This is a genomic window from Aeromonas rivipollensis, assembly GCF_010974825.1.
Lineage (GTDB): Bacteria > Pseudomonadota > Gammaproteobacteria > Enterobacterales > Aeromonadaceae > Aeromonas > Aeromonas rivipollensis.
The window spans coordinates 1-23,345 of sequence record NZ_JAAILA010000025.1 but is presented as its reverse complement, the minus strand read 5'-3'; the positions used below and the strand labels follow the sequence as shown (position 1 = coordinate 23,345).

Sequence of the window (23,345 nt, the reverse complement as noted above, 5' to 3'; positions counted from 1 at the left end):
GACGACCTCTTTAATCTGTCATGTGAAACTCAGGCAACCTTACCCATCAAGGCTACTTCGATACGATCCCGGCCATTATGCTTGGCCTGATAGAGGGCCGCATCCGCTTTTTGGATAAGCTCGGCGATGGAGTTGTGCTGATCCGGCACCAGGGTCGCCACCCCGAAGCTGCAGCTGACCCGGCCGGATACCCGGGACTTGTGGTGGGGAATGCCCAGGGTACGCAGGGCCGTTTGCACCTGTTCGGCGATCTGCATGGCCCCCTGCAAGGTGGTGCAGGGCAGCAGCAGGGCAAACTCCTCCCCGCCGTAACGGGCGGCCAGATCATCTTCCCGCCGCAGCACCTCGGCCAGCAGGCCCGCCACCTGCTGCAGGCACTGGTCCCCCAGCTGATGGCCATAGTGATCGTTGAACTGCTTGAAGTAGTCCACATCCACCAGCACCAGGGAGAGAGGCGCCCTGGCCCTGTGACAGCGGCGCCAGGCTCGCGCCAGGGTGTCGTCCAGGTGAGCCCGGTTGGCGATGCCGGTCAGGCCGTCCAGGCGGGAGGTGAGCTTGAGATGCTCCGAGACTACCTTGAGTTCGGCCACCAGGTCGGCGTTGGAAAAACTGTGGTAGAGGGAAGCCACCTGATCCCGGCGCAACCGGCGCAGTAGGGTCGGCAGAAAGACGAACAGGTAACCCGCCAGCATGCAGGAGACGATCCGCTCCTGCTCGTTGCCGTCGCTGAGTTCGAACAGCATGGCGAACCCGAGCGGCAGCACTGCCCCGTAGAGGGTGCGACGACTGCCGAACAGCATGATGGCGCTGCCGGTGAGGATCAGGCTGGTGAGCATCATCATGGCGGCGCGGTAGGTGTCCGGCAGTCTGTCCATGTAGAGCAGCACGCCGAGCGCCCAGATGATGGAGGTGATGGTCACCCCGATGAAGAGCTCCCGCTCCAGCACCGGCAGCGGGAGCTCCGTCAACCTGGGTTGACGCCAGCGCAGGTGCCACCAGCGTCCCAGCAACAGCAGGAAGACCAGGCCAAGCCAGCCGAGCGCCTCCCTGGCGGGCAGGTAGTCGTGGAACAGCAGGCTCCAGCTGATCGCCAGCAGCGCCAGACAAGGCAGGCTGAAGGAGGCGTGGGTATAGAGCTGGACCATGATGGCCCGCCGCACCTGGTGATTCACACTCTGGGTCAACTGGGTACTCCCTGTACAAGAGCCGCACAGTTTAGCACTCCCTTTTCCTGCTCAACAATCAATCGCCCGCTATTAAGCAGCCACTCAGCCCCCAATCCGCCGTGCGCCGCGCCGCACAGGCGGGATCCCGGGCCGCCCCGGCCTGCCCGGGCTCCCTCAGCCCTTCTCGAGTTCGTCGAGTATGGGACATTGGGGATTCGCGTCCCCGTGGCAGCACCCCACCACCTCCTCCAGGGAGCTGAGCATGGCCTGCAGACCGGCGATCCGGGCCCGCAGATCGACGATCTTCTCCTGCGCCAGCTTCTTCACCTGGGCGCTGGTCCTGTGCTCGTCCCGATAGAGCGCCAGCAGCTCCTGACACTCCTCCAGGTTGAAGCCGGTCTCCCGCGCCCGCTTGACGAAACGCAGCTCCCGCAGGGCGCCGTCTGTGTAGCTGCGATAGCCGTTGTCACTGCGCACCGGAGCCGAGATGAGGCCGATGCTCTCGTAGTAGCGAATGGTCTTGGCGGACAGCCCAGTGGCCTTGGCAACCTTGCTGATGTTCATGGATGGCTCCTTTTCGATTCAGATTGGCGCTGGCCGCCCGCCCTGGGCTGCCAGCGTTTCAGTAACAGGGAATTGCTCAATACTGTGATGCTGCTCAGGGCCATGGCCGCCCCCGCCAGCTCGGGGCTGAGATAGCCCAGCGCCGCCAGCGGAATGCCGATGATGTTGAACACGAAGGCCCAGAACAGGTTCTGCTGTATGGTGCGCCAGGTGGCCGCCGAGATGTCGATGGCATCGGCCACCAGCCGCGGATCAGATCGCATCAGGGTGATGGAGGCGGTTTCCATGGCGACATCCGAGCCTGAGCCCATGGCGATCCCCACATCCGCCGCCGCCAGCGCCGGGGCGTCGTTCACCCCGTCCCCCACCATGGCCACCAGGCCCTGGGTACGGGCGCGCAGCGCCTCCACTTTTTCTACCTTGCCGGCGGGCAGCACTGAGTCAAAGGCCCCGTCCAGCCCCAGCTTGGCGGCGATATGGGCCACGGGTGCCGGCGCATCGCCGCTCACCAGCCAGCTGGCGATGCCGCGCTGGCGCAGGATGGCGATGGCCTCGGGGCTCTCTGGGCGCAGGGTATCGGCCAGGGCGGCGATAGCCACCGCCACGCCGTCGATGGCGACCCAGACCCGGGTCGCACCATCGGCGGGCGCTTCATCCTGTTGTGGCGGCTCAATGCCGAGCTGAGCCAGCAGGGAGGCGTTGCCGATGGCCACCCTGTGGCCAGCCACTTGACCGAGAATACCGGCACCGACCCGCACCTCCACGGCTTCAGGCTGGGGCAGCACGACCTCTTTGCCTACCGCCTCGCGCATCGCCAGCGCCAGCGGGTGCTCGCTCGCCTGTTGCAGGGCGGCGGCGAGGCGCAGTTGTTCGTCGGTGCCGCTCCAGCTCGCCAGCACCGGCCGCCCCTGAGTCAGGGTGCCAGTCTTGTCGAAGATCAGCGCCTTGATGGCGTGGGCCTTCTGCAGGGTATCCACGTCCTTGATCAGAATGCCGTGGCGCGCCGCCACCCCGGTGCCGGTGACGATGGCGGCCGGGGTCGCCAGCCCCAGGGCGCAGGGGCAGGCGATCACCAGCACGGCCACCGCCGCCAGCAACGCCTGGCCGAAGTCGTTACTGTAGGCATACCAGGCCAGCAGGGTGAACAGGGCTATGGCCATGACCACGGGCACGAAGATGGCGGAGACCCTGTCCACCAGCTGTTGCAGCGGCGCCTTGCCCATCTGGGCACGCTCCACCATGGCGATGATCTTGCTGAGGCTGGAGTCTTCCCCGACCGTGGTGGCCTCTATCTCCAGCACGCCGGAGCGATTGATGGCGCCACCCAGCACGGCCTCCCCCAGTGCGCGCGGCACCGGCAGGCTCTCGCCGGTGAGAATGGATTCATCCAGCTCGCTCTCACCACTCAGGATCTTGCCGTCCACCGGCACCCGCTCCCCCACCAGCACCCGCAGCCTGTCGCCGCGCAGCACCTCGTCGATGGCGACGCTCTGCCAGGCCTCGCCACGCCAGACGGTGGCGGTGTCCGGCCGCAGCGCCATCAGCTCGCGAATGGCGGACTGGGTACTGCGGCGGGCTCTCGCCTCCAGCAGTTTCCCGAGTGAAATCAGGGTAATGATGATGGCGCTCGCCTCGAAATAGAGCTTGCCGCTTGCGGCCACGCCTAAGGTCAGCAGCAGATAGAGGCTGTAGAAGTAGGCGGCACTGGTGCCTGTCACCACCAGCACATCCATGTTGGCGGCGCGGTTCTTGAGGGCAAGCCAGGCGCCGCGATAGAAGCGGGCCCCGATCCAGAACTGCACCGGAGTGGCGAGCACCAGCTCCAGCCAGGCGGGCAGATGCCAGGGGAACAGTCCGGCCATGGCGACCATGCCCACCAGCAGCGGCAGGGTGAGCAGGGCCGAAATAACAACCTGAGTCAGCGCCTGGCGGGCGGCGACGGCTTCCTGTTCCTCACGGGCCAGCAGTTGCTGACGGCGCTGGCTGACTGAGCCTTGCGCCAGCTGTGCACCGAAGCCAAGCGCTTCTATATGGGTGCGCAGGGAAGCCGGGGTCTGGGTGCCAGGCACCAGCAGGATGCGGGCCTGCTCGAGGGAGAAATTGACCTCGGCCGAGATGACGCCAGGCAGTGCCGCCAGCATCTTGTTCAGCCGCGCCGAACAACCGGCACAGGTCATGCCGCTGATTTGGAAGGAGATCGTCTCATGGCCGTAGCCATAGCCCTGCCCCGTGATGCTGTCGAGGACCTCGGGCAGACGAGCCGGGTCACCGAGTTCGATGGCCGCCTGCTCCAGCGCGAAGTTGACGCTGGCCGTCACGCCGTCGAGCTGGTTGAGGGCGGCCGTGATGCGGCTGGCGCAGTTGGCGCAACTCATGCCGCTGACGGGAAGTTGAATATGCATGGTCATGACAATCCTCCTCGGATAGACCAGCAAACCTTAACCTTTACTGTAAGGGTAAGCTCAAGTGAGCGCACCGACTTTTTGTGCAAATAAAAAACGGCGCCTGTTGGCGCCGTTGATACGATCGGCAGCATGCCGATCTGCCCCCTTCTCCTCTCACGGGGGAAGGGCCGGGGATGAGGGAACCGGGTCGTCAGATGCCGTACTGGGCGCGATAGGCCTTCATGGCCGCCAGTTGCTCGGCCAGCGCGGGCTGCTCTGCCTGCTTCTCTTCCAGATACTTGATCAGGTCGCTCATCTGGATGATGGCGATGATGTGGGCGCCGTAGTCACGCTCCACTTCCTGGATGGCGGAGAGCTCGCCCTTGCCCTTCTCCTGACGATCCAGGGCGATCAGCACGCCGGCCAGGGAGGCGCCGTTGGCCTGGATCAGATCCATGGATTCGCGGATGGCGGTCCCGGCGGTGATGACGTCGTCCACCAGCATGATGCGCCCCTTGAGCGGGCTGCCCACCAGATTGCCGCCCTCGCCGTGATCCTTGGCCTCCTTGCGGTTGAAGCACCAGGGCACATCCACGTCGTGCTGCTCCACCAGCTGCACCGCGGTGGCGGAGGCGATGGGGATCCCCTTGTAGGCAGGGCCAAACAGCACGTCGAATTCGATGCCGGCATCCATCAGGGCGGCGGCATAGAAACGGCCTAGGCGGGCCAGATCTCGGCCGCTGTTGAACAGGCCGGCGTTGAAGAAGTAGGGGCTCTTGCGGCCGGATTTCAGGGTGAACTCACCGAATTTGAGAACCTGTTTCTCCAGGGCGAACTCGATAAATTGACGCTGGTAGGCTTTCATTCTGGCTCCTTGCTTGGCTTGTCGTTTACTGGTGTGGGGGTATAAAAAAACGCGGTCAATGCCGCGTTTTTCAAATCAGAAATTCAGGAGAGCGCCTGCTTCTGCAGCGCTATGATGTCGTCGATGCCGCCCTTGGCGAGCGCCAGCATCGCCAGCAGCTCCTCGTGGGTGAAGGGCTCGGCCTCGGCGGTGCCCTGCACCTCTATGATGCGACCGTCTTCGGTCATCACCACGTTCATGTCGGTCTCGGCGGCGGAATCTTCCACGTACTCCAGATCGCAGATGGCTTCGCCCTGATACATGCCGACGGAGACGGCCGCGATCATCTGCTTGAGCGGGCTCTGCTTGAGCATGCCCTTCTCGACCATCCAGTTCAGCGCATCCACCAGGGCCACGCAGGCGCCTGTGATGGCGGCGGTGCGGGTGCCGCCATCGGCCTGCAGCACGTCACAGTCCACAGTGATGGAGTGCTCGCCGAGGGCGGTCAAATCCACGGCGGCACGCAGGGAGCGGGCTATCAGTCGGGAGATCTCCAGGGTGCGACCGCTCTGCTTGCCGGCGGCCGCCTCGCGGTTCATGCGCGAATGGGTGGAGCGCGGCAGCATGCCGTACTCGGCGGTGACCCAGCCCTGACCCTTGCCTTTCAGGAAGCGCGGCACGCTGGTGTCGACGCTGGCGGTGCACAGCACGCGGGTGTGGCCGAACTCCACCAGCACAGATCCTTCCGCATGCTTGGTGAAGTTGCGGGTGATGGTAACCGGGCGCACTTGCGCGGCACTGCGATCGCTGGGACGGGACATGGGACTGACCTCTGGGCTGGCTGAATTGGCGCAGGAGTATAAGCCATTGCTACTCAAATATCAGCCGCTAAAACCACGGCATCGGCTGACGGGGCAAGCCTGGCTGAGTATACTGGCCGCACACTTCATCAAGCCCGGAACAATCAATGATTCACAGCATGACCGCCTACGCCCGCAAGGAATTCAAGGGCGACTGGGGCACAGCCGTTTGGGAAATTCGTTCGGTCAACCAGCGCTACCTGGAAACCTACATCCGCCTGCCGGAGCAGCTGCGCAGCCTGGAGCCGGTCCTGCGTGAGCGTTTCCGTGCCAAGCTGCAGCGCGGCAAGGTGGAGTGCAACCTGAGGTTCGAGGCAGCCCAAGCCGCCGCCAGCCAGCTGCACATCAATGAGGAGCTGGCCAAGCTCATCATCGACAGTGCCAACTGGGTAATGAAAGAGGCCGGCCAGGGCCAGCTCAACCCGGTCGACGTGCTGCGCTGGCCGGGTGTCATGGCCGCCGCCGAGCAGGACATGGACGCGGTTGCCACCGAGCTGCTCGGCGGGTTTGACCAGACCATGGAAGACTTCATCGCCTCCCGCGCCAGCGAAGGGGCCAACCTCAAGAACTTGATCCAGCAGCGTCTGGACGGCATCCAGGTGGAAGTGAAGAAAGTGCGGGTGCACCTGCCGCAGATCATCGAGTGGCAGCGCCAGAAGCTCACCGACCGCCTGGCCGAGGCCAAAGTGGAACTGGATCCGGCCCGCATCGAGCAGGAAATCGTGCTGCTGGCCCAGAAGATCGACGTGGCCGAAGAGCTTGATCGCCTGGAGATGCACATCAGCGAAACCATCAAGATCATGAAGAAGGGTGGCGCCTGCGGCCGTCGTCTCGACTTCATGATGCAGGAGTTCAACCGCGAGTCGAACACGCTGGGCTCCAAGTCCATCAACGCCGAAGTGACCCAGTCCGCCGTTGAGCTGAAGGTCCTCATCGAGCAGATGCGCGAGCAAATTCAAAACATCGAGTGACCCCATCGCCGATGCACCAGCCCCCGCCACGCGGGGGCTTTTTTATGCTCGTCTCCCACGGCGATCAGCCGCCTGACTGATGGCAGCCCCGGACAAAGGGAGCCCGACATGCGCCATCACGCAAAGAGGGTCTGCCATGCAGACCCTCTCCTTCTATTCGATTCATCCCCCGCCCGTGCAGGCTAGACCGGTGACTTCAGCCTGCGGCTACGCAGCAGCAGGGGGAGCTGGTAGAGCACCAGAGCCCCCAGCACCAGACCGGCGCCGGCCAGCTTGGCCGGGCCCAGCGGCTCGTCATAGAAGAAGGTGCTCAGGATCAGGGTCCAGACGGGTTCCAGCAGCATCAGCAGGGCGGCGTGGGCCGTGGTCATCTGGCTCAGGGCGTGGGTGAGCAACCAGTAGCGCAGGGTGGTGGCGATCAGGACGCTGGCGGCAAACCAGCCCCAGACACCAGAGCTGATGTCGGCGGGCCACTGCTCTGTCAGCAGGGAGAGCAGGGTGCCGATCAGGCCGGTCACCGCCAGCTGGATGCAAGTGAGCCAGGTAGGGGGAATGGACTGGGCGAAGTGGCGGTGCACCGCGAGCTGAACCCCCAGGGTGGCAGCAGCGGCCAGAAACCAGAACAGGGACAGGGACACGCCCCAGTGGGTGCTGCTGGAGAGCAGCAGCAGGCCGGCCACGGCGATGGGCAGGGTGAGCCAGTAGTGGCGGCCGGGTCTGGCCTTGAAGGCGGCCCAGGCGGCGAGCGGCGCCATCAGGGTGGCCACGCTCATGATGAAGGCACCACTGCCCAGCGCATCGCTCTGGCTGATGGCGGTGACCCAGAACAACAGGCTGGCACCGAGCAGGGTGCCGCACCCTGCGGCACGCAGCAGTTGCGAACGGCTGGGGGGCGGCTCGCGCAGCCAGGCGAGTGGCAACAGCAGCAGGGCGGCCAGCAGGAAGCGACTGCCGATAAAAGCGGCGGTGGGCAGTTCGCGAATAGCCTCTTTCGAGAAGAGCCAGCCAGCGGCGGCCAGCAGGGTGACCAGTATCATCAGCAGCAGGGGAGCGCGGTTCATCGGGGCATCACAGGGTCAGGGCAAAGGGCAGAGCATAAAGGAAAGCAGGCCGGATTGCCTGCGGCGTTTTGCCCCTGCCCCAGGAGCGGGCGGGACTATGAGCGGGTACAGCATAAGGCACGGGGTGGCCACCTGGGCCACCCGCGCTAGTCGTTTTCCAGTGCGGCGAGGCAGTGGGACAGGGTGCGCGCCAGCGCCCCCTGGTTGCGCAGCACCACGGCACGAGCCTGCTCCCCCATCTGGCGGCGGGCGCCCACATCGCCGAGCAGCGTAATCACCTTGTCGCCCAGGGCATCGGCATCCGCCACCACGGCGGCGCCCCCCTGAGCCACCAGCTGGCGGGTGATGTCGCTGAAGTTGAAGTAGACGGGGCCGGTCAGGCAGGGTTTGCCGAGCGCCGCCGGCTCCAGCAGGTTGTGGCCACCAATCTTCACCAGACTGCCGCCGACGAAGGCCAGATCGGCGGCCGCCAGCATCAGCGGCAGCTCGCCCATGGTATCGCCGAGATAGACCTTGTCCGTCTCGCTCACCGGCTTGCCCTGACCCTGGCAGTGAGAGCGCAGCACGCAGCCGTAGGGGGCGCACAGCTCGGCCACCCGGGCAAAACGCTCGGGATGGCGCGGCACCAGGATCAGCAGGGCAGACGGATGAGCCTTGAGCACCCGATCGAAGGCGGCCAGCACCTGCTCGTCTTCCCCCTGATGGGTGCTGGCGGCGATCCAGACCGGCCGCTCCTGTCCAAGCTGCTGGCGCAGGGCGCGGCCCCGGGCCTGCACCTCGTCGCCAAACTGGATGTCGAACTTGATGGAGCCGGTCACCGCCAGCCGCTCGCGGCCAATTCCCAGACGATGGAAGCGATCCGCATCGTCCTGGTGCTGGCACAGCAGGTGAGTCAGCGGGCGGCTGAGGGCATCGAAGGCGCCCTGGAAACGGGCATAGCGCTGGCAGGATCGCTCGGAGAGGCGGGCATTGAGGATGGTCACCGGCAAGTTGCGTGCCTCGCAGGCCGCCAACCAGTTCGGCCACAGCTCTGTCTCCATCACCCAGAGGGCGCGGGGCTTGAAGGTGGCCAGAAATGCCGAGACCGCCCAGGGGTAGTCCAGAGGCGCATAGCGATGCACCACCAGATCCCCGAGCTTGGCCGCCTGCTCGGCGCCAGTGCGGGTGGTGGTGGTGAGCAGTATGGGCAAGGAGGGCTGCTCCGCCTTGAGGACGCGGATGAAGGGGCTGATGGCCAGCGTCTCCCCCACGCTCACCGCATGGATCCAGAGCGGCGCCTCCTGCCCTGTGGCAGGCGTCCGCCCCAGGTGCTCGGCCCAGCGCTGGCCGAAGCCGGGCTTGCCTTTTTTGGGCTTGTAGAGCGCCAGCAGCGCCAGCGGCAGGCCCAGGTGGATCAGCAGGTTGTAGAGCAGCCGATAGATCATGCTATTGGCCTTCGCCGCCGGTCGCGGGCTCAGCCACCGGCTGCAGCGCTATGATCAGGTCCGCCCCGTCACTGCGCTCCAGCCGTTTGCCCGCCTCTATGACCTGCTCCGGCATCAGCTCGATCAGGCACTTGAGGTGGCCGAACTTGCAGGTGCGCTTGAAGCAGGGGCGGCATTCGATGTCGGTGTGCACTATCTCCACCCTGTCCGCCAGGGGCGGCGTGTAGAGCGGCGAGGTGGAGCCATAGACGCCGATCAGCGGCCGGTTGAGGGCGGCGGCGACGTGCATCAGGCCCGAATCGTTGGCGATGACCCGACCGGCCAGCGCCATGAGATCGATCGCCTCGTGCAGGCTGGTCTTGCCCGCCAGCACGTGACAATTGGGACGGGACAGGGGATTGATCCGGTCCCGTATGGTGTTGGCCACCTCCACATCCTTGCCGGAGCCGAAGATCCACACCTGCCAGCCTTCATCCAGATGCTTCTGGGCCACCACGGCGTAGTGCCCCTCGGGCCAGCGCTTGGCCGGGCCGAACTCGGCCCCCGGGCAGAGCACCAGCACCGGGCGGGCGCGATTCAGGCCGAGCCGCTCCAGGGCCTTGTCCTGATTGACAAGATCCACGTGCAGGGACGGATGGGGAATGGACGGGATGTCGCTCCGGCTCTTCATCTGTGCCTTGGGGTAGGCCAGCGCCAGATAGGCTTCCACCATCAGCGGGAAGGCCTGCTTGTTGCTGCGCATGTCGTTGAGCAGACCGAAGCGGTGCTCCCCCTTCCAGCCGGTACGCACCGGGATCCTGGCAAACCAGGGGATGAGCGCCGACTTCATGGAGTTGGGCTGGATGATGGCCTGATCGTACTGCTCGGCGGCCAGCTGCTTGCCGAGCCGACGGCGGGCCCCCAGCTTGAAGTCACCGTGGCCGAGCGGCATGGGGATAGCCTTGTCCACCTCGGGCATCCGCTCCAGCAGGGCCACGCACCAGGCTGGCGCCATCACATGCAGCTCGCTGTCCGGGTGATTAGCCTTGAGTGCCTTGTAGAGACTCTGGGACATCACCATGTCGCCGACCCAGGAGGGGCCGATCACCAATATCTTCATCGCGCGTCTTCTCTCGGGACTGGCCCGGCTGTTAATCGTTACTGGGCGAGATTATGCCCCAAGAAAGGCCGAAGAAATAACAGAAGATCCCTGCCTGATGCGCAAGAGGCCTTCAGGGACAGCACAAGGGGGAGCGGGCCCATGCCCCGGCCGGGGTTTTAGGCTAGAATGGGCGCTAATCCGAGCATGACCCGCCCGCCGGGCGCCAACAAGAGTCCAGAACCCGTGAAAAAACCGACCCTGGCGGCCGTCCTGATCGTCAAGAATGAAGCCGACAACCTGCGCGCCTGCCTCGCCTCCCTCGATGGCCTGGTGGACGAAATCGTCATCCTGGACTCCGGCAGTCAGGATGAGACCCCCGCCATCGCCGCCGAATTCGGCGCCCGCTTCTTCGTCAACACGGCCTGGCCCGGCTTCGGCCGCCAGCGCCGCCTCGCCCAGTCCCATGTCCAGTCGGAATGGGTGCTGTGGCTGGATGCGGACGAGCGGCTCACCCCGGAGCTCAAAGCAGCCATCGCCACCGTCATGGCCGACCCGGCCGGCGACACCATCTACTCCATCCCCCGCCTCTCCTGGGTGTTCGGCCGCTTCATCCGCCACAGCGGCTGGTACCCGGATCGGGTGCTGCGTCTCTACCCCAGGGCGCTCACCAGCTACAACGAAGCGCTGGTGCACGAGAAAGTGGAGGTGCGCGCCAACATGAAGATCGTCAACCTGCACGGCGACCTGCTCCACTTCACCTACCGGGATCTGGAGCACTATCTGGTGAAATCCGCCGGCTACGCCAGGGCCTGGGCCGATCAGCGCACCGCCCGCGGCAAGAAGGGATCCCTCGGTCAGGGGCTGGTGCACGCCGTCGGCTGCTTCCTCAAAATGTACCTGCTCAAGGCCGGCTTCCTCGATGGCAAGCAGGGGTTGCTGCTGGCCATCCTCTCGGCTCACTCCACCTTCGCGAAGTACGCCGACCTCTGGATCCGCCAGCAGCCACAGACGCCGGACCAGGCACCAAAGTAAGCCGGCATGGCGACACTCCCATGACGAGACAGGGCCCCGAGGGGCCCTGTCTGCATTCTCAGCTCTCTGCCCGCCAGAACGGCGGTGCCCAGCGGGCGATCGCCGCCGCCATCGTCTTGGGATCGAGCTGGCTCATGTCTTCCGGGTGATCGCTGTCTTCCGGCGGGCTGAAGGCCAGATGACGCCCCTCGCTGTTGAGCGGACGCCAGCGCAGCGGCGTGGCGGAGCGGTGCGCCGGGAAGAATCCTATGGTCGGCACGTCCAGCGCCGCGGCTATGTGCAGCGGCCCCGTGCTACCCGCCACGAACAGGGCGGCGTTGGCCATCACCTGACAGAACTTCGGCAGCCCCTCGTCGGAGCGGTAGATCCAGCCGTTGCCGCCGTGGGCCAGCAGCTCGGCCGCCAGCTGCTCCGCCTTGCTCTCCTCCCCGGGCCCCGCCGTCAGCACGCACTGCAGTTCAGGGCAGGCCTGGTTGAGCTTGATGATGAGGCGCGAGTACTGCTCTATGGAGAGGTTGTTGGCCGAGCCGCCGCTGCCGGCGTGCACCATCAGCCAGGGGCGGCTCGCATCCAGCTTCAGCCGGCTGGCGATCTGCTCGCGCACCTGTTGCAGGCTCTCGGGATCGAAGCTGAGGTAGGGCCCCTGGGGCTCCACCACGCTCAGTTGCTGGTCGGCCAGGAAGCGGCGCACCAGATCCAGGTTGTACTCGTACTCCGGCTTCTGGGAGCGGGAACGGCGCTGCACCAGCCGCTGGTTGTAGAGCACCTGGGCCAGCTTGGTGGCCGGAGCCAGCCGGTAGGGAATGTGCGCCTTCCACACCAGCTTGGCGTTACGGGTGTTGGAGAAGAGGCAGATGGAGGCATCGAAGGCGGCCGCCTTGATGCGGGCCAGCAAGGCGCGTTGCTGTTCCTTGTCGGCCCGGGCACCCGGATCCAGGATGATCTCGTCGATCCAGGGGCAGAGGCGGGCCAGCGGCGCCGTGTAGGCGGGAACCAGGGCAGTCACATGACACTCCATGGAGCGCTTGAGCATGGCAAAACTCGGCCAGGCCAGCATGAAGTCACCAATCTTGTCATTGCGTACTACCAGAATACGTTTCATAAAAAATCCCTTTGCTCCCTGTCACCAATGCAGGGAGGCTTGATGCGCGGTGCGGGTATTCTTGCCTGATGCAGGGCTATTCTCAAGCGAAGACGCCGAGGGGCTCTGATTTGGGCGATCAAACCTGGGGCGTCGCGCCAGAAATCCGCGCCATCCCGGTCGCGACAAACCACCAACAGCCCCTATAATGCGACCAATTTTCCCGGTTGCAGGAATCAGCAGCATGACCAACAAGGTAATATATCCCGGCACCTTCGACCCCATCACCAACGGCCACACCGACCTGATTGGCCGGGCTGCCAGGCTGTTTGACGAGGTGGTGGTCGGGGTCGCCAACAGCCCGAGCAAACGGCCGCTGTTCGATCTGGCGGAGCGCGTCCTGCTGGCCCAGCAGGTGACCGCCCATCTGCCCAACGTCAAGGTGGTGGGCTTCTCCGGCCTGCTGGTGGATTTTGCCAGGGAGCAGCAGGCCAACGTGCTGATCCGCGGCCTGCGCGCCGTCTCCGACTTCGAGTACGAATTCCAGCTGGCCAATATGAACCGCCGCTTGATGCCGGAGCTGGAGAGCGTCTTCCTCACCCCGGCGGAAGAGAACTCCTTCATCTCCTCCACCCTGGTGAAGGAAGTCGCCCTGCACGGCGGCGACATCCACCAGTTCGTCGATCCCCTGGTGGCGCAGGCCATCGCCGCCAAACAGGGCAAGTGACAACGCAAACAGGCTACCCTCGGGTAGCCTGTTTGTCGGGGCAGCTGGCGCAGCCCCGGTCTCCCGCCCCGGCCGTCAGTCCGGCGCGCGGTTCAGCGCCTGCTGACAGTTGAGCGTCAGCTCGTCCAGCCAGGCGTAGCGACGCCGGTACATGGCCCGCTTCTTGGCGGCCACCTCTTCCAGCGGCTTGCGCACCACGGGCTGCAACCGCACGAAGTTGGCATCCTGATCCTGGGCACCGAACTCCTGCCACAGCTCGTCATAGTCCGCCTGCAGGCAGGCTTTTTTCTTCTTGCTGTAGCGTCTGGCCTGGAAGATGTGCGCCTTCATCCGCACGGCCGAGACACGGCTTGCCCCCATGGCCCCGGCCAGCGCCATCACCAGCATTACCACCAGCGACTTGGGCCTCAGACCATGACCCGCCTTGGTCAGTGCCCGTACCTGCTCCTGGGGCTGCGCGACACCGGGCTCTGGGCCCTGCACCGAGCCTATCACCAGCGCCAGATCGTGCTCGCTGCCCGCCAGCGAGAAGGCGCAGCTGTAGAGCCGCTCCCCCTGCTCGTTGACGATGGAGAGAGCCAGTTCGGCCTCCCGCCGGAAGGTGCCGTCGTGGCGCAACACCAGGCGACAGCCGCCCTCGGGGTAACGGCCGAGTTCGATCCCCTCCCCCAGATAGAGCGGATCGATCAGGTCAGGATAACGGGCCAGCAGCAGCCGGTAGTGATCCTCCACCATCCTGACTCGCTGGTTCACGGTCGAGCAGGCGAAGCGATAGGGTCGCATCGGCTTGTCGAGCAGCTCGGGGTAGTGGGCAGGCAGGGCCCTCAGGGGTTCTGTCTGGAACAGCTCGAACACCCGGTTCAACTGCGTCCGGTAGAGCAGACTACGCAGCACGAACTTGCCGCGATTGAAGGTCTTGCGGGCGCTGTCATCGGGATAAAGAAAGCGGGCCATTTTTTGGGCGCAATAGTGCCCCTGCCGGGATAAATGATCCCAGTCTATTGATTCTGCTGTCATTTTTATTACCTCGCAGCCTGAACTGGCGAGATAGTAGTCATGGACGATAGCGGCATCAACAGACTGGCAATACTCTCTTACAACTTGGCCGGATATGGCCCAAAAAACGGCAATTCAGCGTTGGCAGTGGGAGCAGAACACAGTGGTTCTCTGGCCCATCCTCACCTCGGTCAGCAGGGTATGGCAGTGGAAACAGGGCTGGCCGCCCCGGCCATAGACCTGCAACTGCTGCACGAAATAGCCCGGTTTGCCATCGGCACTGGTGAAGTCCTTGAGGGTGGTGCCCCCCTGACGAATGGCCTCGGCCAGCACCCGCTTGATCTCGGCCACCAGGGTCCCCAACCGCTCGCCACTGATGTTGCCCGCCGCCCGCTTGGGGTGAATGCCGGCGGCATAGAGCGCCTCGTTGGCGTAGATGTTGCCCACCCCGACCACCACCTGGTTGTCCATCAGGAACTGCTTGATGGCGGTGCTGCGCCCCTTGGCCCGCGCCCGCAGATAGTCGGCGCTGAAGGCGTCGGTGAGCGGCTCGGGCCCCAGCTTGGCGAGCAGGGCGTGCGCCTCGGCGGGCTCTCGAGTCCACAGCAGGGCGCCGAAACGGCGCGGATCGTTGAGCCGCAGCAGCTTGCCGTTGGCGAGCTCGATATCCACGTGATCGTGCTTCTCGGCCGGGGTGCCTATGTCCAGCACCCGCAGGCTGCCGGACATGCCAAGATGCAGGATGGCGGTGCCAAAATCTGTCTCCAGCAGCAGGTACTTGGCGCGGCGGCTGACCCTGTGGATGACGAGATCCACCAGCTCCTGGATCTCGCCGGGCACGGGCCAGCGCAGCCGGCCATCCCTTACCACCACACGGGTCACCTTGATGCCGGTGAGCCAGGGAGAGATCCCCTGGCGGCTGACTTCGACTTCCGGTAATTCAGGCATAGACAGGCCTCTCGCTCACGGCAGGGTTCAGGGGGTGGGACGCAGCAGGTCGCGGTACTGCTCCTGGCTCAGAGTGAGCCAGGTCGAGGGGGGCAGCAGGGCGGCAAACTTGCCGTCGTCCTGATAGAGCCCCACTTCAACCGGATCGCTCTGGCCGGCGACCCATATCTTGAGGGTAACAGGGGTGCCGCGCACGGCCCCGCCCGGGGGCAACAACCAGCCTTGCCATGTTTCGATGCGGGCGGCCAGCTGGGCGCTGCTGAGCCCCAGATCCGGCCCGCTGCGCCAGCCCTGGCCGATCCGCTCTATCTGCCAGCTCGGCCCCTGCCAGGTCAACACCACGGCAGCTTCGGGCAGCAGGGGACGCGACCGCTGGGCGCTGTTCTCCTGCTGGGCCTGCTCCAGCCGGTGCAGCAGGGTGATCACTATCAGCACCACCACTATGATCACGTTATTCCAGCCTTTGCGGCTCAATTTGAACATGGCAAGCCTCCCTTTGAAGCGGCAGTGTACTGAATTTCACCCATAAAAAAACCCGGCACTAAGCCGGGTTTTTTGGGAATGCAGCATCAAGTAATTACTTGATTTTGCCTTCCTTGTAGATCACATGCTGACGAATAACGGGATCAAATTTCTTGATCTCCATTTTTTCGGGCATGGTGCGCTTGTTCTTGGTAGTGGTATAGAAGTGACCAGTACCGGCGCTGGAGTTCAGGCGAATCTTATCGCGAATACCTTTAGCCATGATCTAATTCCTTATACCTTAACGCCGCTGGCACGCAGTTCAGCCAGAACCACTTCAACGCCGCGCTTGTCGATGATACGCATGCCTTTTGCGGATACGCGCAGGCTTACGAAGCGTTTTTCACTCTCAACCCAAAAACGGTGAGTGTGCAGGTTCGGCAGGAAACGACGCTTGGTAGCGTTGTTAGCGTGCGAACGGTTGTTACCAACTGCCGGGCGCTTGCCGGTTACTTGGCATACTCTAGACATGTCAGTCTCTCCAAATCTTACTTCATTGCTCGAGCAAATATCTGCCCCGCTGGCCTTCGATTGCGGGGCAAACAGAAGGCGGCATTTTATACAGCATCCGTGATCAAAGATCAACTAATACAGTGCCAGAGCCCAGTCATAGCCAACCACGCTCTGCGAAAGAAACCGTGATGCCGTCACCGATCACCAAGTGATCCAGCACTCTGATATCGACCAAGGCCAGGGCGGCCAGGATCCGATCCGTGATCTGGCGGTCGGCCCGACTGGGCTCGGCTACGCCGGACGGGTGATTATGCGCCAGAATCACGGCGGCTGCATTATGTTTGAGCGCGATCTGCACGATTTCCCTGGGCCAGACGCTCGCCGAATCCAGGGTGCCGTAGAAAAGTTCAACAAATTGAATCACTCTGTGCTGGTTATCGAGCAATAACAGCGCAAACACCTCCCGCGGCCTGTCCCGCAGTTGAGCCTGCAGATACTCCCGGGTCAACTGGGGAGACGTGAGGGCCTCCCCCCGTTGCAACTGCTCGGCAAGATGCCGTCTGCCCATCTCCAGCACCGCCTGCAACTGGGCATATTTGGCCGGCCCCAACCCATGAGCGCCGCAAAAAGCCTGCTGCTCGGCCCCAAGCAGCGCCCGCAAGGATCCGAACTGCTGCAACAGCTGGCGGGAAAGATCCACCGCGCTCAGGCCGCTGACCCCGGTGCGCAGGAAGATCGCCAGCAATTCCGCATCGGACAGCGCCCCCGCCCCACGGCGCAACAGCTTCTCCCGGGGGCGCTCAGCTTCCGGCCACTCCTTGATGCTCATTTGTCTCTCCCTCATGGCTATTGAGAGAAAACATAGCAAAAAATCGCGGGAGCCCGACCACAACTCCCCCATGTCAGCCTCTGTCGTCGTCCATCGCCTGTGCTATCTTAGCCGACCAGTCAGAGTGAGCCGAAAGAGAAGCAGCAGATGAGATTGGCCGATAAACGCATCCTGTTGGGTGTCAGTGGCGGGATCGCCGCCTACAAGAGTGCCGAGCTGGTACGTCGCCTGAAAGATCAGGGGGCCGAGGTGCGGGTGGTGATGACCCGCTCCGCCAAGGAGTTCATCACTCCCCTGACCCTGCAGGCCGTCTCCGGCCACCCGGTCGCCGACAGCCTGCTGGACCCGGCCGCCGAGGCGGGCATGGGCCACATCGAGCTGGCCAAGTGGGCGGATCTGGTGCTGATCGCCCCCGCCAGCGCCAATCTGATGGCGCGCATGGCCGCCGGCATGGCGGACGAGCTGCTGACCACCCTCTGCCTGGCCACTCCGGTAACCGTGGCGCTGGCCCCGGCCATGAACCAGCAGATGTATCGCAACGCCGCCACCCAGGCCAATCTCGATACCCTGGCCAGCCGCGGCATCCTGCTGTGGGGGCCGGACTCCGGCAGCCAGGCCTGCGGTGACGTGGGTCCGGGCCGGATGCTGGATCCCCTCGAACTGGTGGAGCGCTGCTGCCAGCAGCTGACTGCCGAGCCTCTGCTGGCGGGGGTCAAGCTGCTGCTCACCGCCGGGCCGACCCGCGAGGCGCTGGATCCGGTGCGCTACATCAGCAACCACAGCTCCGGCAAGATGGGTTACGCCATCGCCCGCGCCGCCCGCGAGGCGGGTGCCGAGGTGACCCTGGTGAGTGGCCCGGTCGCCCTGGCCACGCCCCAGGGGATTGAGCGGGTCGACGTGGAGAGCGCGGAGCAGATGCATCAGGCGGTGATGAGCCGGGTTCATGAGTGCGATCTCTTCATCGGCTGCGCCGCCGTGGCGGACTATCGCCCGGCCCAGGTCGCCAGCCAGAAGATCAAGAAGACAGGTGACAACGACCAGATGGCGCTGACCCTGGTCAAGAATCCCGACATCATAGCCGCCGTGGGGGCGCTACCAAACAAGCCCTTCACCGTCGGATTTGCCGCCGAAACCGTGGATGTGGAACAATACGCCCTCGACAAACTGCGACGTAAGCGGCTGGACATGATCGCCGCCAACGACGTGTCCCGCGCGGGTCAAGGCTTCAATGCCGATGACAACGCCCTGACCGTCTTCTGGCAAGGGGGTCAGGCCGCCCTGCCCCTGGCCGACAAGCTGACGCTGGCTCGTCATCTTGTTGCCCTGATTGCACGCCACTATCGACCCTGAGCCATTGCCACTGGCGACGGACTCACGGCGACCGGCATCGCATTGACAACATGCTGGGCGACCCAAGGGCACCCACTGAACCACTCGATCGCTCCCGGGCGATCCAATTGAAAAACGATTCATGACGACACAAATTGAACTGAAAATCCTGGATGCCCGCATCGGCACCGACTTCCCGCTGCCTGCCTACGCCACTCCGGGTTCCGCCGGCATGGATCTGCGCGCCCTGCTGGATGCACCGATCACGCTGGCACCGGGCGACACCACGCTAGTGCCGACCGGGCTCGCCATCCACATTCAGGATCCGGGTCTGTGCGCCACCATCTTGCCCCGCTCCGGCCTGGGTCATAAGCACGGCATAGTGCTCGGCAACCTGGTCGGCCTCATCGATTCCGACTACCAGGGCCAGCTGATGGTCTCGGTCTGGAATCGCGGCAACGACAGCTTCACCATGCAGCCAGGGGAGCGCATCGCCCAGCTGGTGATCCTGCCCGTGGTGCAGGCCAGCTTCCAGCTGGTCGATGAGTTCAATCAGAGTGAACGGGGTGAAGGCGGGTTTGGTTCTTCTGGTCGCCAATAACAAGACCACACAGGCCCCTGGGGTCTGTGTCTAATAACAGAATCAAGCCATTGTTTTTTTTAGGGGAATCCATGGCAAGCAGTAACCAGAAACAGAGTCGGCGCGATCAGATCCTGCAGGCACTCGCCCACATGCTGGAAACCAGTCCGGGCCAGCGCATCACCACGGCGCGCCTCGCGGCCGAGGTGGGTGTGTCCGAGGCGGCCCTCTATCGGCACTTTCCGAGCAAGGCGCGGATGTTCGAGGGGCTGATCGACTTTATCGAGGATTCCCTGCTGTCACGGGTCAACCTGATCATGGCCGAAGAGAAGGACACCATGGCCCGCTGCCACCATATACTGCAGCTGCTGCTGGTGTTCGCCGAGCGCAATCCCGGCATCACCCGCATCCTCAATGGCGACGCCCTGCTGGGTGAGCACGATCGGCTGCGGGATCGCATCAGCGCCCTGTTTGACAAGCTGGAGACCCAGCTCAAGCAGGCACTGAGGGAGAAGCGGCTGCGGGAAGGCCAGGGCTTCCAGCTCGATGAGACCATGCTGGCCAACCTGTTGCTGGCCTATGCCGAGGGACGGATCAGCCAGTTCGTCCGCTCCGAGTTCAAACTCAAGCCCACCGCCGGGTTCGAAGATCAATGGCAGTTTATGCGCAGCCAGTTGCTGCAAAGCTGAGTAGCCAGAGGAACGGATCGACCAAGGCGTCCGTTCCGAGCTCAAGCTCAAGCCCACCGCCGGGTTTGAGGATCAGTGGCAGTTTATGCGCAGCCAGCTGCTGCAAAGCTGAGTAGCCAGAGGCACGGATCGACCAAGACGTCCGCTCCGAGTTCAAGCTCAAGCCCACCGCCGGTTTTGAAGATCAATGGCAGTTTATGCGCAGCCAGTTGCTGCAAAGCTGAGTAGCCAGAGGAACGGATCGACCAAGGCGTCCGTTCCGAGTTCAAGCTCAAGCCCACCGCCGGTTTTGAAGATCAATGACAGTTTATGCGCAGCCAGCTGCTGCAAAGCTGAGCCAAACCGGTTCGAGTACAAAGGGAGGCCTTGGCCTCCCTTGTTTTTTGTGGCAGCTTGCTATGGCACAAAATAAGTACCAGATGCGACCCAGGTTGTCGCGTTCCGGTGTTAGATTCATGCGCCATAAACCTTTATACCAACAGGACATCCTATGGAACCCGAGATCATTACCGAAGCGCAGACCTGGCTGGTCAACAACCAGGGGCTGATCATCGAGTACGCGGTCAACATCGCTGCCGCCCTGCTCACCCTGCTGGTCGGTTACATCGCCGCCAATATTCTCAGCGGTGGCGTGGTCAGAGTGATGCAGACCCGCAAGCTGGATGCCACGGTCACCCACTTCGTAGGCAGCATCCTCAAGTACACCATTCTGGTGTTCGTGGTGATAGCGGCCCTGGGCCGGGTCGGGGTGCAGACAGCCTCCTTCGTCGCCATCATAGGTGCCGCCGGTCTGGCCATAGGCCTGGCGCTGCAGGGGTCCCTCTCCAACTTCGCCGCCGGTTTCCTGCTGATCATCTTCCGCCCCATCAAGGCGGGTGAGTTTATTGAAGTAGCGGGCACCAACGGCGTGGTGCAGTCCGTCCAGCTGTTCACCACCACCCTCACCTCCGGTGACAACAAGATGGTGGTAGTACCGAACTCCGCCATCCTCAACGGCACCATAGTCAACTACTCGCGCATGGATACCCGCCGGGTCGACATGACCTTCGGCATCGGCTACGGCTCTGACCTGCGCAAGGCCAAGCAGATCCTGGAGCGACTGGTGAACGAGGACCCGCGCATCCTGAAAGATCCGGAAGCCGTCATCGCCGTCGCCGCCCTGGCCGACTCCTCGGTCAACATAGTGGTGCGCCCCTGGGTCAAGACTGGCGATTACTGGGGTGTCTGGTTCGACTTCCACGAGAAGGTGAAGCTGGCCTTCGATGCCGAGGGCGTCGAGATCCCCTTCCCCCAGATGGTCATGCACATGCAGAAGACCCAGGCCTGAATCCAGTCATGATGGCCACAATGCCAGCCTCCGGGCTGGCATTGTCGTTTCCGGGGCAGGGGAAAAGCCAGCCACCGCCAGGACGGTCTGGCCCCTGCCCGACACCCGTTCAAAGGCGGCCGCTTTACCCCATCTCCGCCACCTGGTGCGCCCCGCCTCCCCCCTGCCACATTGAAACCCCTTTCAACCTGACGAGACCGGCGAAGCATGAGCCAACGCAAGATCTCATGGCCCCTGCTGACTCATAATCGCAGCGTTTTGGTTGTAAACTCCTTCGATGCAGACAATTGGTAAAGCTCTGTTACACGGGCCGCACCATGTGCTCGGTATAATGGGCCCGGTATAGTGCTCGAATAATAAGGTTTGGCGGGAGCCTTGCCTGCAAGGTTCAAACACAACTTGGAAGATCGGTAATCCTATGAAAAATATCAATCCAACCCAGACCCAGGCCTGGCAGGCACTGGAAGCCCACTTTGCAGCGAACAAAGAGACCCGGCTGAAAGATCTGTTCGCCCAGGATCCCCAGCGTTTCAACAAGTTCTCCCTCACCTATCAAGGCGACATCCTGGTCGACTACTCCAAGAACCTGATCACCGAGGAGACGCTCAAGCTGCTCATTGATCTGGCCAAAGAGACCGATCTGCGCAGCGCCATCGATGCCATGTTCAACGGCGACAAGATCAACATGACCGAAGGGCGCTCTGTCCTGCACGTGGCCCTGCGCAACCGCTCCGACCGTCCCATAGAGTGCGACGGCAAGGACGTGATGCCGGAAGTAAACGCCGTGCTGGCCAAGATGAAAGGCTTCTGCGAGAAGATTATCTCCGGCGAGTGGAAGGGCTACACCGGCAAGGCGATCCAGCACGTGGTCAACATCGGCATCGGCGGTTCCGATCTGGGTCCTGTGATGATCACCGAGGCGCTGCGCCCCTACAAAAACCACCTGCAGATGCACTTCGTCTCCAACGTCGATGGCACCCACATCGCCGAGACCCTGAAGAAGATCGATCCGGAAACCACCCTGTTCCTGGTGGCCTCCAAGACCTTCACCACTCAGGAGACCATGACCAACGCCCTGACCGCCCGGGACTGGTTCATCCAGATTGCCGGTGACAAGGCACACGTGGCCAAGCACTTCGCTGCGCTCTCTACCAACGGCAAGGCCGTGGCCGAGTTCGGCATCGACACCAACAACATGTTCGAGTTCTGGGACTGGGTTGGCGGCCGCTACTCCTCCTGGTCTGCCATCGGCATGCCCATCGCCCTGTCCGTCGGTTTCGACAACTTCGAGGCCCTGCTGCAAGGCGCCTTCGAGATGGACATGCACTTCGCCACCGCCTCCTATGAGCAGAACCTGCCTGTGCTGCTGGCGCTGATCGGCCTGTGGTACAACAACTTTTATGGTGCCGAGTCCGAGGCCATTCTGCCCTACGATCAGTACATGCACCGCTTCCCTGCCTACTTCCAGCAAGGCAACATGGAATCCAACGGCAAGTACGTGGATCGCAACGGCAAGCCGGTTGACTACCAGACCGGCCCCATCATCTGGGGTGAGCCGGGCACCAACGGCCAGCACGCCTTCTACCAGCTGATCCACCAGGGCACCAAGCTGATCCCCTGTGACTTCCTGGCGCCGGCCATCAGCCACAACCCCATCGGTGACCACCATCCGAAACTGCTGGCCAACTTCTTCGCCCAGACCGAGGCCCTGGCCTTCGGCAAGAGCAAGGAACAGGTCGATGCCGAGTTCCTGGCCGCCGGCAAGACGCTGGATCAGGTCAAGGATCTGGTGCCGTTCAAGGTGTTCGAAGGCAACCGCCCGACCAACAGCATACTGTTCAAGAGCCTGACCCCGAAGACGCTGGGTGCCCTGATCGCCATGTACGAGCACAAGATCTTCGTACAGGGCGCAATCTGGAATATCTTCAGCTTCGACCAGTGGGGCGTGGAGCTGGGCAAACAACTGGCCAACAAGATACTGCCGGAGCTGGGCAGCAATGACGTCGTCACCAGCCACGACAGCTCCACCAACGGTCTGATCAACACCTGGAAATCCTGGAAAGCCTGATTTTCCAAGTCTTTCTGTCTAGTCCTGAAATAGGTTTACACATTTTCGTCTAGCTTCACGTAACTCAGAACCCCCGATGCACTGCATCGGGGGTTCTGTATTTCAAGGCATGATGCGGTCGCTCCACGTTGTAAATATCCACCGACTCGCGCACCATCTCCCGCGCTTGCGCCAGGTCCTGCTGGCTTTGCAGCAACAACTCTCCTTTCAATATCCCGTTCACCCGCTCCGCCAACGCATTCTGGTAACAGTCATATCCGTCTGTCATTGAGCATCGTACCCCGTGCCGTTCATGCAATGACTGATACAGGCCCGAGCAATACTGCACGCCGCGGTCCGAGTGATGGATAAGCTCCCCGCTGCCACGCCGTTGCTTCAGCGCTTTCTTAAACGCCATCGCCACCGACTC

Annotated in this window: 24 protein-coding genes and 1 pseudogene; 9 read left to right on the top strand and 16 right to left on the bottom strand. The window is 63.3% G+C overall.

The genetic code is table 11. The features are described from left to right. Positions 1–29: 29 nt before the first annotated feature. The 5 genes from G4923_RS14285 to rph all read right to left on the bottom strand — a co-directional run bounded on the left by G4923_RS14285 (position 30) and on the right by rph (position 5,779). Entirely contained in the window at positions 30–1,184 is a 1,155-nt protein-coding gene (locus tag G4923_RS14285) for a GGDEF domain-containing protein (RefSeq protein ID WP_163137463.1), read from the bottom strand. A 156-nt stretch (positions 1,185–1,340) separates the two neighbouring features. Further along, positions 1,341–1,730, bottom strand: coding sequence for a Cu(I)-responsive transcriptional regulator (cueR, locus tag G4923_RS14280; protein ID WP_005323722.1), 390 nt, complete (start codon positions 1,728–1,730; stop codon positions 1,341–1,343). After that, positions 1,727–4,138 (bottom strand): heavy metal translocating P-type ATPase, encoded by a 2,412-nt coding sequence (locus tag G4923_RS14275; RefSeq protein ID WP_163137462.1) that lies wholly within the window; start codon positions 4,136–4,138, stop codon positions 1,727–1,729. Before G4923_RS14275 ends, cueR begins: the two co-directional genes overlap by 4 nt. 187 nt (positions 4,139–4,325) lie before the next feature. Next, positions 4,326–4,979 (bottom strand): orotate phosphoribosyltransferase, encoded by a 654-nt coding sequence (gene pyrE, locus G4923_RS14270; protein ID WP_111910822.1) that lies wholly within the window; start codon positions 4,977–4,979, stop codon positions 4,326–4,328. Positions 4,980–5,062: 83 nt separating this feature from the next. Further along, positions 5,063–5,779, bottom strand: coding sequence for a ribonuclease PH (gene rph / locus G4923_RS14265; protein WP_025328763.1), 717 nt, complete (start codon positions 5,777–5,779; stop codon positions 5,063–5,065). Between the two features lie 146 nt (positions 5,780–5,925). Here rph and G4923_RS14260 point away from each other — a divergent pair, with 146 nt between their 5' ends. Next, entirely contained in the window at positions 5,926–6,789 is an 864-nt protein-coding gene (locus G4923_RS14260; protein ID WP_163137461.1) for a YicC/YloC family endoribonuclease, read from the top strand. Between the two features lie 182 nt (positions 6,790–6,971). On the opposite strand, the gene G4923_RS14255 is transcribed toward G4923_RS14260, so the two are convergent. The 3 genes from G4923_RS14255 to waaF all read right to left on the bottom strand — a co-directional run bounded on the left by G4923_RS14255 (position 6,972) and on the right by waaF (position 10,373). Continuing rightward, on the bottom strand, positions 6,972–7,850 hold the full coding sequence (locus tag G4923_RS14255) for a DMT family transporter (protein WP_163137460.1): 879 nt from the start codon (positions 7,848–7,850) through the stop codon (positions 6,972–6,974). A 146-nt stretch (positions 7,851–7,996) separates the two neighbouring features. Further along, on the bottom strand, positions 7,997–9,274 hold the full coding sequence (gene waaA, locus G4923_RS14250) for a lipid IV(A) 3-deoxy-D-manno-octulosonic acid transferase (protein ID WP_163137459.1): 1,278 nt from the start codon (positions 9,272–9,274) through the stop codon (positions 7,997–7,999). 1 nt (position 9,275) lies between these two features. Further along, positions 9,276–10,373, bottom strand: coding sequence for a lipopolysaccharide heptosyltransferase II (waaF, locus tag G4923_RS14245; protein WP_163137458.1), 1,098 nt, complete (start codon positions 10,371–10,373; stop codon positions 9,276–9,278). A gap of 225 nt (positions 10,374–10,598) precedes the next feature. Between waaF and G4923_RS14240 the strand changes: the two genes are divergently transcribed. Next, on the top strand, positions 10,599–11,387 hold the full coding sequence (locus G4923_RS14240) for a glycosyltransferase (RefSeq protein WP_163137457.1): 789 nt from the start codon (positions 10,599–10,601) through the stop codon (positions 11,385–11,387). A gap of 58 nt (positions 11,388–11,445) precedes the next feature. Here G4923_RS14240 and G4923_RS14235 read toward each other — a convergent pair whose 3' ends face one another. Continuing rightward, positions 11,446–12,489 (bottom strand): glycosyltransferase family 9 protein, encoded by a 1,044-nt coding sequence (locus G4923_RS14235; protein WP_106885455.1) that lies wholly within the window; start codon positions 12,487–12,489, stop codon positions 11,446–11,448. A gap of 223 nt (positions 12,490–12,712) precedes the next feature. Between G4923_RS14235 and coaD the strand changes: the two genes are divergently transcribed. Then, on the top strand, positions 12,713–13,195 hold the full coding sequence (gene coaD / locus G4923_RS14230; protein WP_139744767.1) for a pantetheine-phosphate adenylyltransferase: 483 nt from the start codon (positions 12,713–12,715) through the stop codon (positions 13,193–13,195). Between the two features lie 75 nt (positions 13,196–13,270). On the opposite strand, the gene G4923_RS14225 is transcribed toward coaD, so the two are convergent. The 6 genes from G4923_RS14225 to radC form a co-directional block, all read right to left on the bottom strand. Then, positions 13,271–14,149, bottom strand: coding sequence for a VirK/YbjX family protein (locus G4923_RS14225; protein ID WP_163137456.1), 879 nt, complete (start codon positions 14,147–14,149; stop codon positions 13,271–13,273). 177 nt (positions 14,150–14,326) lie between these two features. After that, complete coding sequence (gene mutM, locus G4923_RS14220) at positions 14,327–15,139, bottom strand: bifunctional DNA-formamidopyrimidine glycosylase/DNA-(apurinic or apyrimidinic site) lyase (RefSeq protein ID WP_163137455.1); 813 nt, start codon at positions 15,137–15,139, stop codon at positions 14,327–14,329. 27 nt (positions 15,140–15,166) lie between these two features. After that, positions 15,167–15,622, bottom strand: coding sequence for a hypothetical protein (locus G4923_RS14215; RefSeq protein WP_139744769.1), 456 nt, complete (start codon positions 15,620–15,622; stop codon positions 15,167–15,169). Between the two features lie 94 nt (positions 15,623–15,716). Next, positions 15,717–15,884 (bottom strand): 50S ribosomal protein L33, encoded by a 168-nt coding sequence (gene rpmG, locus G4923_RS14210; RefSeq protein WP_005323752.1) that lies wholly within the window; start codon positions 15,882–15,884, stop codon positions 15,717–15,719. Between the two features lie 11 nt (positions 15,885–15,895). Then, complete coding sequence (rpmB, locus tag G4923_RS14205; protein WP_005307492.1) at positions 15,896–16,132, bottom strand: 50S ribosomal protein L28; 237 nt, start codon at positions 16,130–16,132, stop codon at positions 15,896–15,898. Positions 16,133–16,268: 136 nt separating this feature from the next. Beyond that, entirely contained in the window at positions 16,269–16,943 is a 675-nt protein-coding gene (radC, locus tag G4923_RS14200; protein WP_163137454.1) for a RadC family protein, read from the bottom strand. Positions 16,944–17,090: 147 nt separating this feature from the next. On the opposite strand from radC, the gene coaBC reads away from it, so the two are divergent. The 6 genes and pseudogenes from coaBC to pgi all read left to right on the top strand — a co-directional run bounded on the left by coaBC (position 17,091) and on the right by pgi (position 22,936). Further along, entirely contained in the window at positions 17,091–18,293 is a 1,203-nt protein-coding gene (coaBC, locus tag G4923_RS14195) for a bifunctional phosphopantothenoylcysteine decarboxylase/phosphopantothenate--cysteine ligase CoaBC (protein WP_163137453.1), read from the top strand. Positions 18,294–18,414: 121 nt separating this feature from the next. Further along, positions 18,415–18,873 carry a dUTP diphosphatase gene (gene dut, locus G4923_RS14190; RefSeq protein WP_025328776.1) on the top strand — a complete coding sequence of 153 codons (459 nt, stop codon included), beginning with the start codon at positions 18,415–18,417 and terminating at the stop codon, positions 18,871–18,873. Positions 18,874–18,944: 71 nt separating this feature from the next. Next, positions 18,945–19,541, top strand: a complete 597-nt coding sequence (gene slmA / locus G4923_RS14185) for a nucleoid occlusion factor SlmA (protein WP_005323760.1) — start codon at positions 18,945–18,947, stop codon at positions 19,539–19,541. A 119-nt stretch (positions 19,542–19,660) separates the two neighbouring features. Then, a pseudogene (locus G4923_RS14175) lies at positions 19,661–19,765 on the top strand (nucleoid occlusion factor SlmA); the annotation flags it as partial. 266 nt (positions 19,766–20,031) lie between these two features. After that, entirely contained in the window at positions 20,032–20,868 is an 837-nt protein-coding gene (locus G4923_RS14165) for a mechanosensitive ion channel domain-containing protein (protein ID WP_106885449.1), read from the top strand. Between the two features lie 418 nt (positions 20,869–21,286). After that, the gene (gene pgi, locus G4923_RS14160) at positions 21,287–22,936 is read left to right on the top strand and encodes a glucose-6-phosphate isomerase (RefSeq protein ID WP_163137452.1); all 1,650 of its coding nucleotides are present in this window, start codon (positions 21,287–21,289) and stop codon (positions 22,934–22,936) included. A gap of 64 nt (positions 22,937–23,000) precedes the next feature. On the opposite strand, the gene G4923_RS14155 is transcribed toward pgi, so the two are convergent. Then, positions 23,001–23,345, bottom strand: a 345-nt coding sequence (locus tag G4923_RS14155; protein ID WP_163137451.1) for an integrase core domain-containing protein, incomplete at its 5' end; no start/stop codon positions are given.

Excerpts from the sequence above, each read along its gene's own strand:
- cueR (WP_005323722.1), bottom strand. The coding sequence starts at position 1,730 with ATGAACATCAGCAAGGTTGCCAAGGCCACTGGGCTGTCCGCCAAGACC.
- G4923_RS14275 (WP_163137462.1), bottom strand. The coding sequence starts at position 4,138 with ATGACCATGCATATTCAACTTCCCGTCAGCGGCATGAGTTGCGCCAAC.
- pyrE (WP_111910822.1), bottom strand. The coding sequence starts at position 4,979 with ATGAAAGCCTACCAGCGTCAATTTATCGAGTTCGCCCTGGAGAAACAG.
- rph (WP_025328763.1), bottom strand. The coding sequence starts at position 5,779 with ATGTCCCGTCCCAGCGATCGCAGTGCCGCGCAAGTGCGCCCGGTTACC.
- G4923_RS14260 (WP_163137461.1), top strand. The coding sequence starts at position 5,926 with ATGATTCACAGCATGACCGCCTACGCCCGCAAGGAATTCAAGGGCGAC.
- G4923_RS14255 (WP_163137460.1), bottom strand. The coding sequence starts at position 7,850 with ATGAACCGCGCTCCCCTGCTGCTGATGATACTGGTCACCCTGCTGGCC.
- waaA (WP_163137459.1), bottom strand. The coding sequence starts at position 9,274 with ATGATCTATCGGCTGCTCTACAACCTGCTGATCCACCTGGGCCTGCCG.
- waaF (WP_163137458.1), bottom strand. The coding sequence starts at position 10,373 with ATGAAGATATTGGTGATCGGCCCCTCCTGGGTCGGCGACATGGTGATG.
- G4923_RS14235 (WP_106885455.1), bottom strand. The coding sequence starts at position 12,489 with ATGAAACGTATTCTGGTAGTACGCAATGACAAGATTGGTGACTTCATG.
- coaD (WP_139744767.1), top strand. The coding sequence starts at position 12,713 with ATGACCAACAAGGTAATATATCCCGGCACCTTCGACCCCATCACCAAC.
- G4923_RS14225 (WP_163137456.1), bottom strand. The coding sequence starts at position 14,149 with ATGGCCCGCTTTCTTTATCCCGATGACAGCGCCCGCAAGACCTTCAAT.
- mutM (WP_163137455.1), bottom strand. The coding sequence starts at position 15,139 with ATGCCTGAATTACCGGAAGTCGAAGTCAGCCGCCAGGGGATCTCTCCC.
- G4923_RS14215 (WP_139744769.1), bottom strand. The coding sequence starts at position 15,622 with ATGTTCAAATTGAGCCGCAAAGGCTGGAATAACGTGATCATAGTGGTG.
- rpmG (WP_005323752.1), bottom strand. The coding sequence starts at position 15,884 with ATGGCTAAAGGTATTCGCGATAAGATTCGCCTGAACTCCAGCGCCGGT.
- rpmB (WP_005307492.1), bottom strand. The coding sequence starts at position 16,132 with ATGTCTAGAGTATGCCAAGTAACCGGCAAGCGCCCGGCAGTTGGTAAC.
- radC (WP_163137454.1), bottom strand. The coding sequence starts at position 16,943 with ATGAGCATCAAGGAGTGGCCGGAAGCTGAGCGCCCCCGGGAGAAGCTG.
- coaBC (WP_163137453.1), top strand. The coding sequence starts at position 17,091 with ATGAGATTGGCCGATAAACGCATCCTGTTGGGTGTCAGTGGCGGGATC.
- dut (WP_025328776.1), top strand. The coding sequence starts at position 18,415 with ATGACGACACAAATTGAACTGAAAATCCTGGATGCCCGCATCGGCACC.
- slmA (WP_005323760.1), top strand. The coding sequence starts at position 18,945 with ATGGCAAGCAGTAACCAGAAACAGAGTCGGCGCGATCAGATCCTGCAG.
- G4923_RS14165 (WP_106885449.1), top strand. The coding sequence starts at position 20,032 with ATGGAACCCGAGATCATTACCGAAGCGCAGACCTGGCTGGTCAACAAC.
- pgi (WP_163137452.1), top strand. The coding sequence starts at position 21,287 with ATGAAAAATATCAATCCAACCCAGACCCAGGCCTGGCAGGCACTGGAA.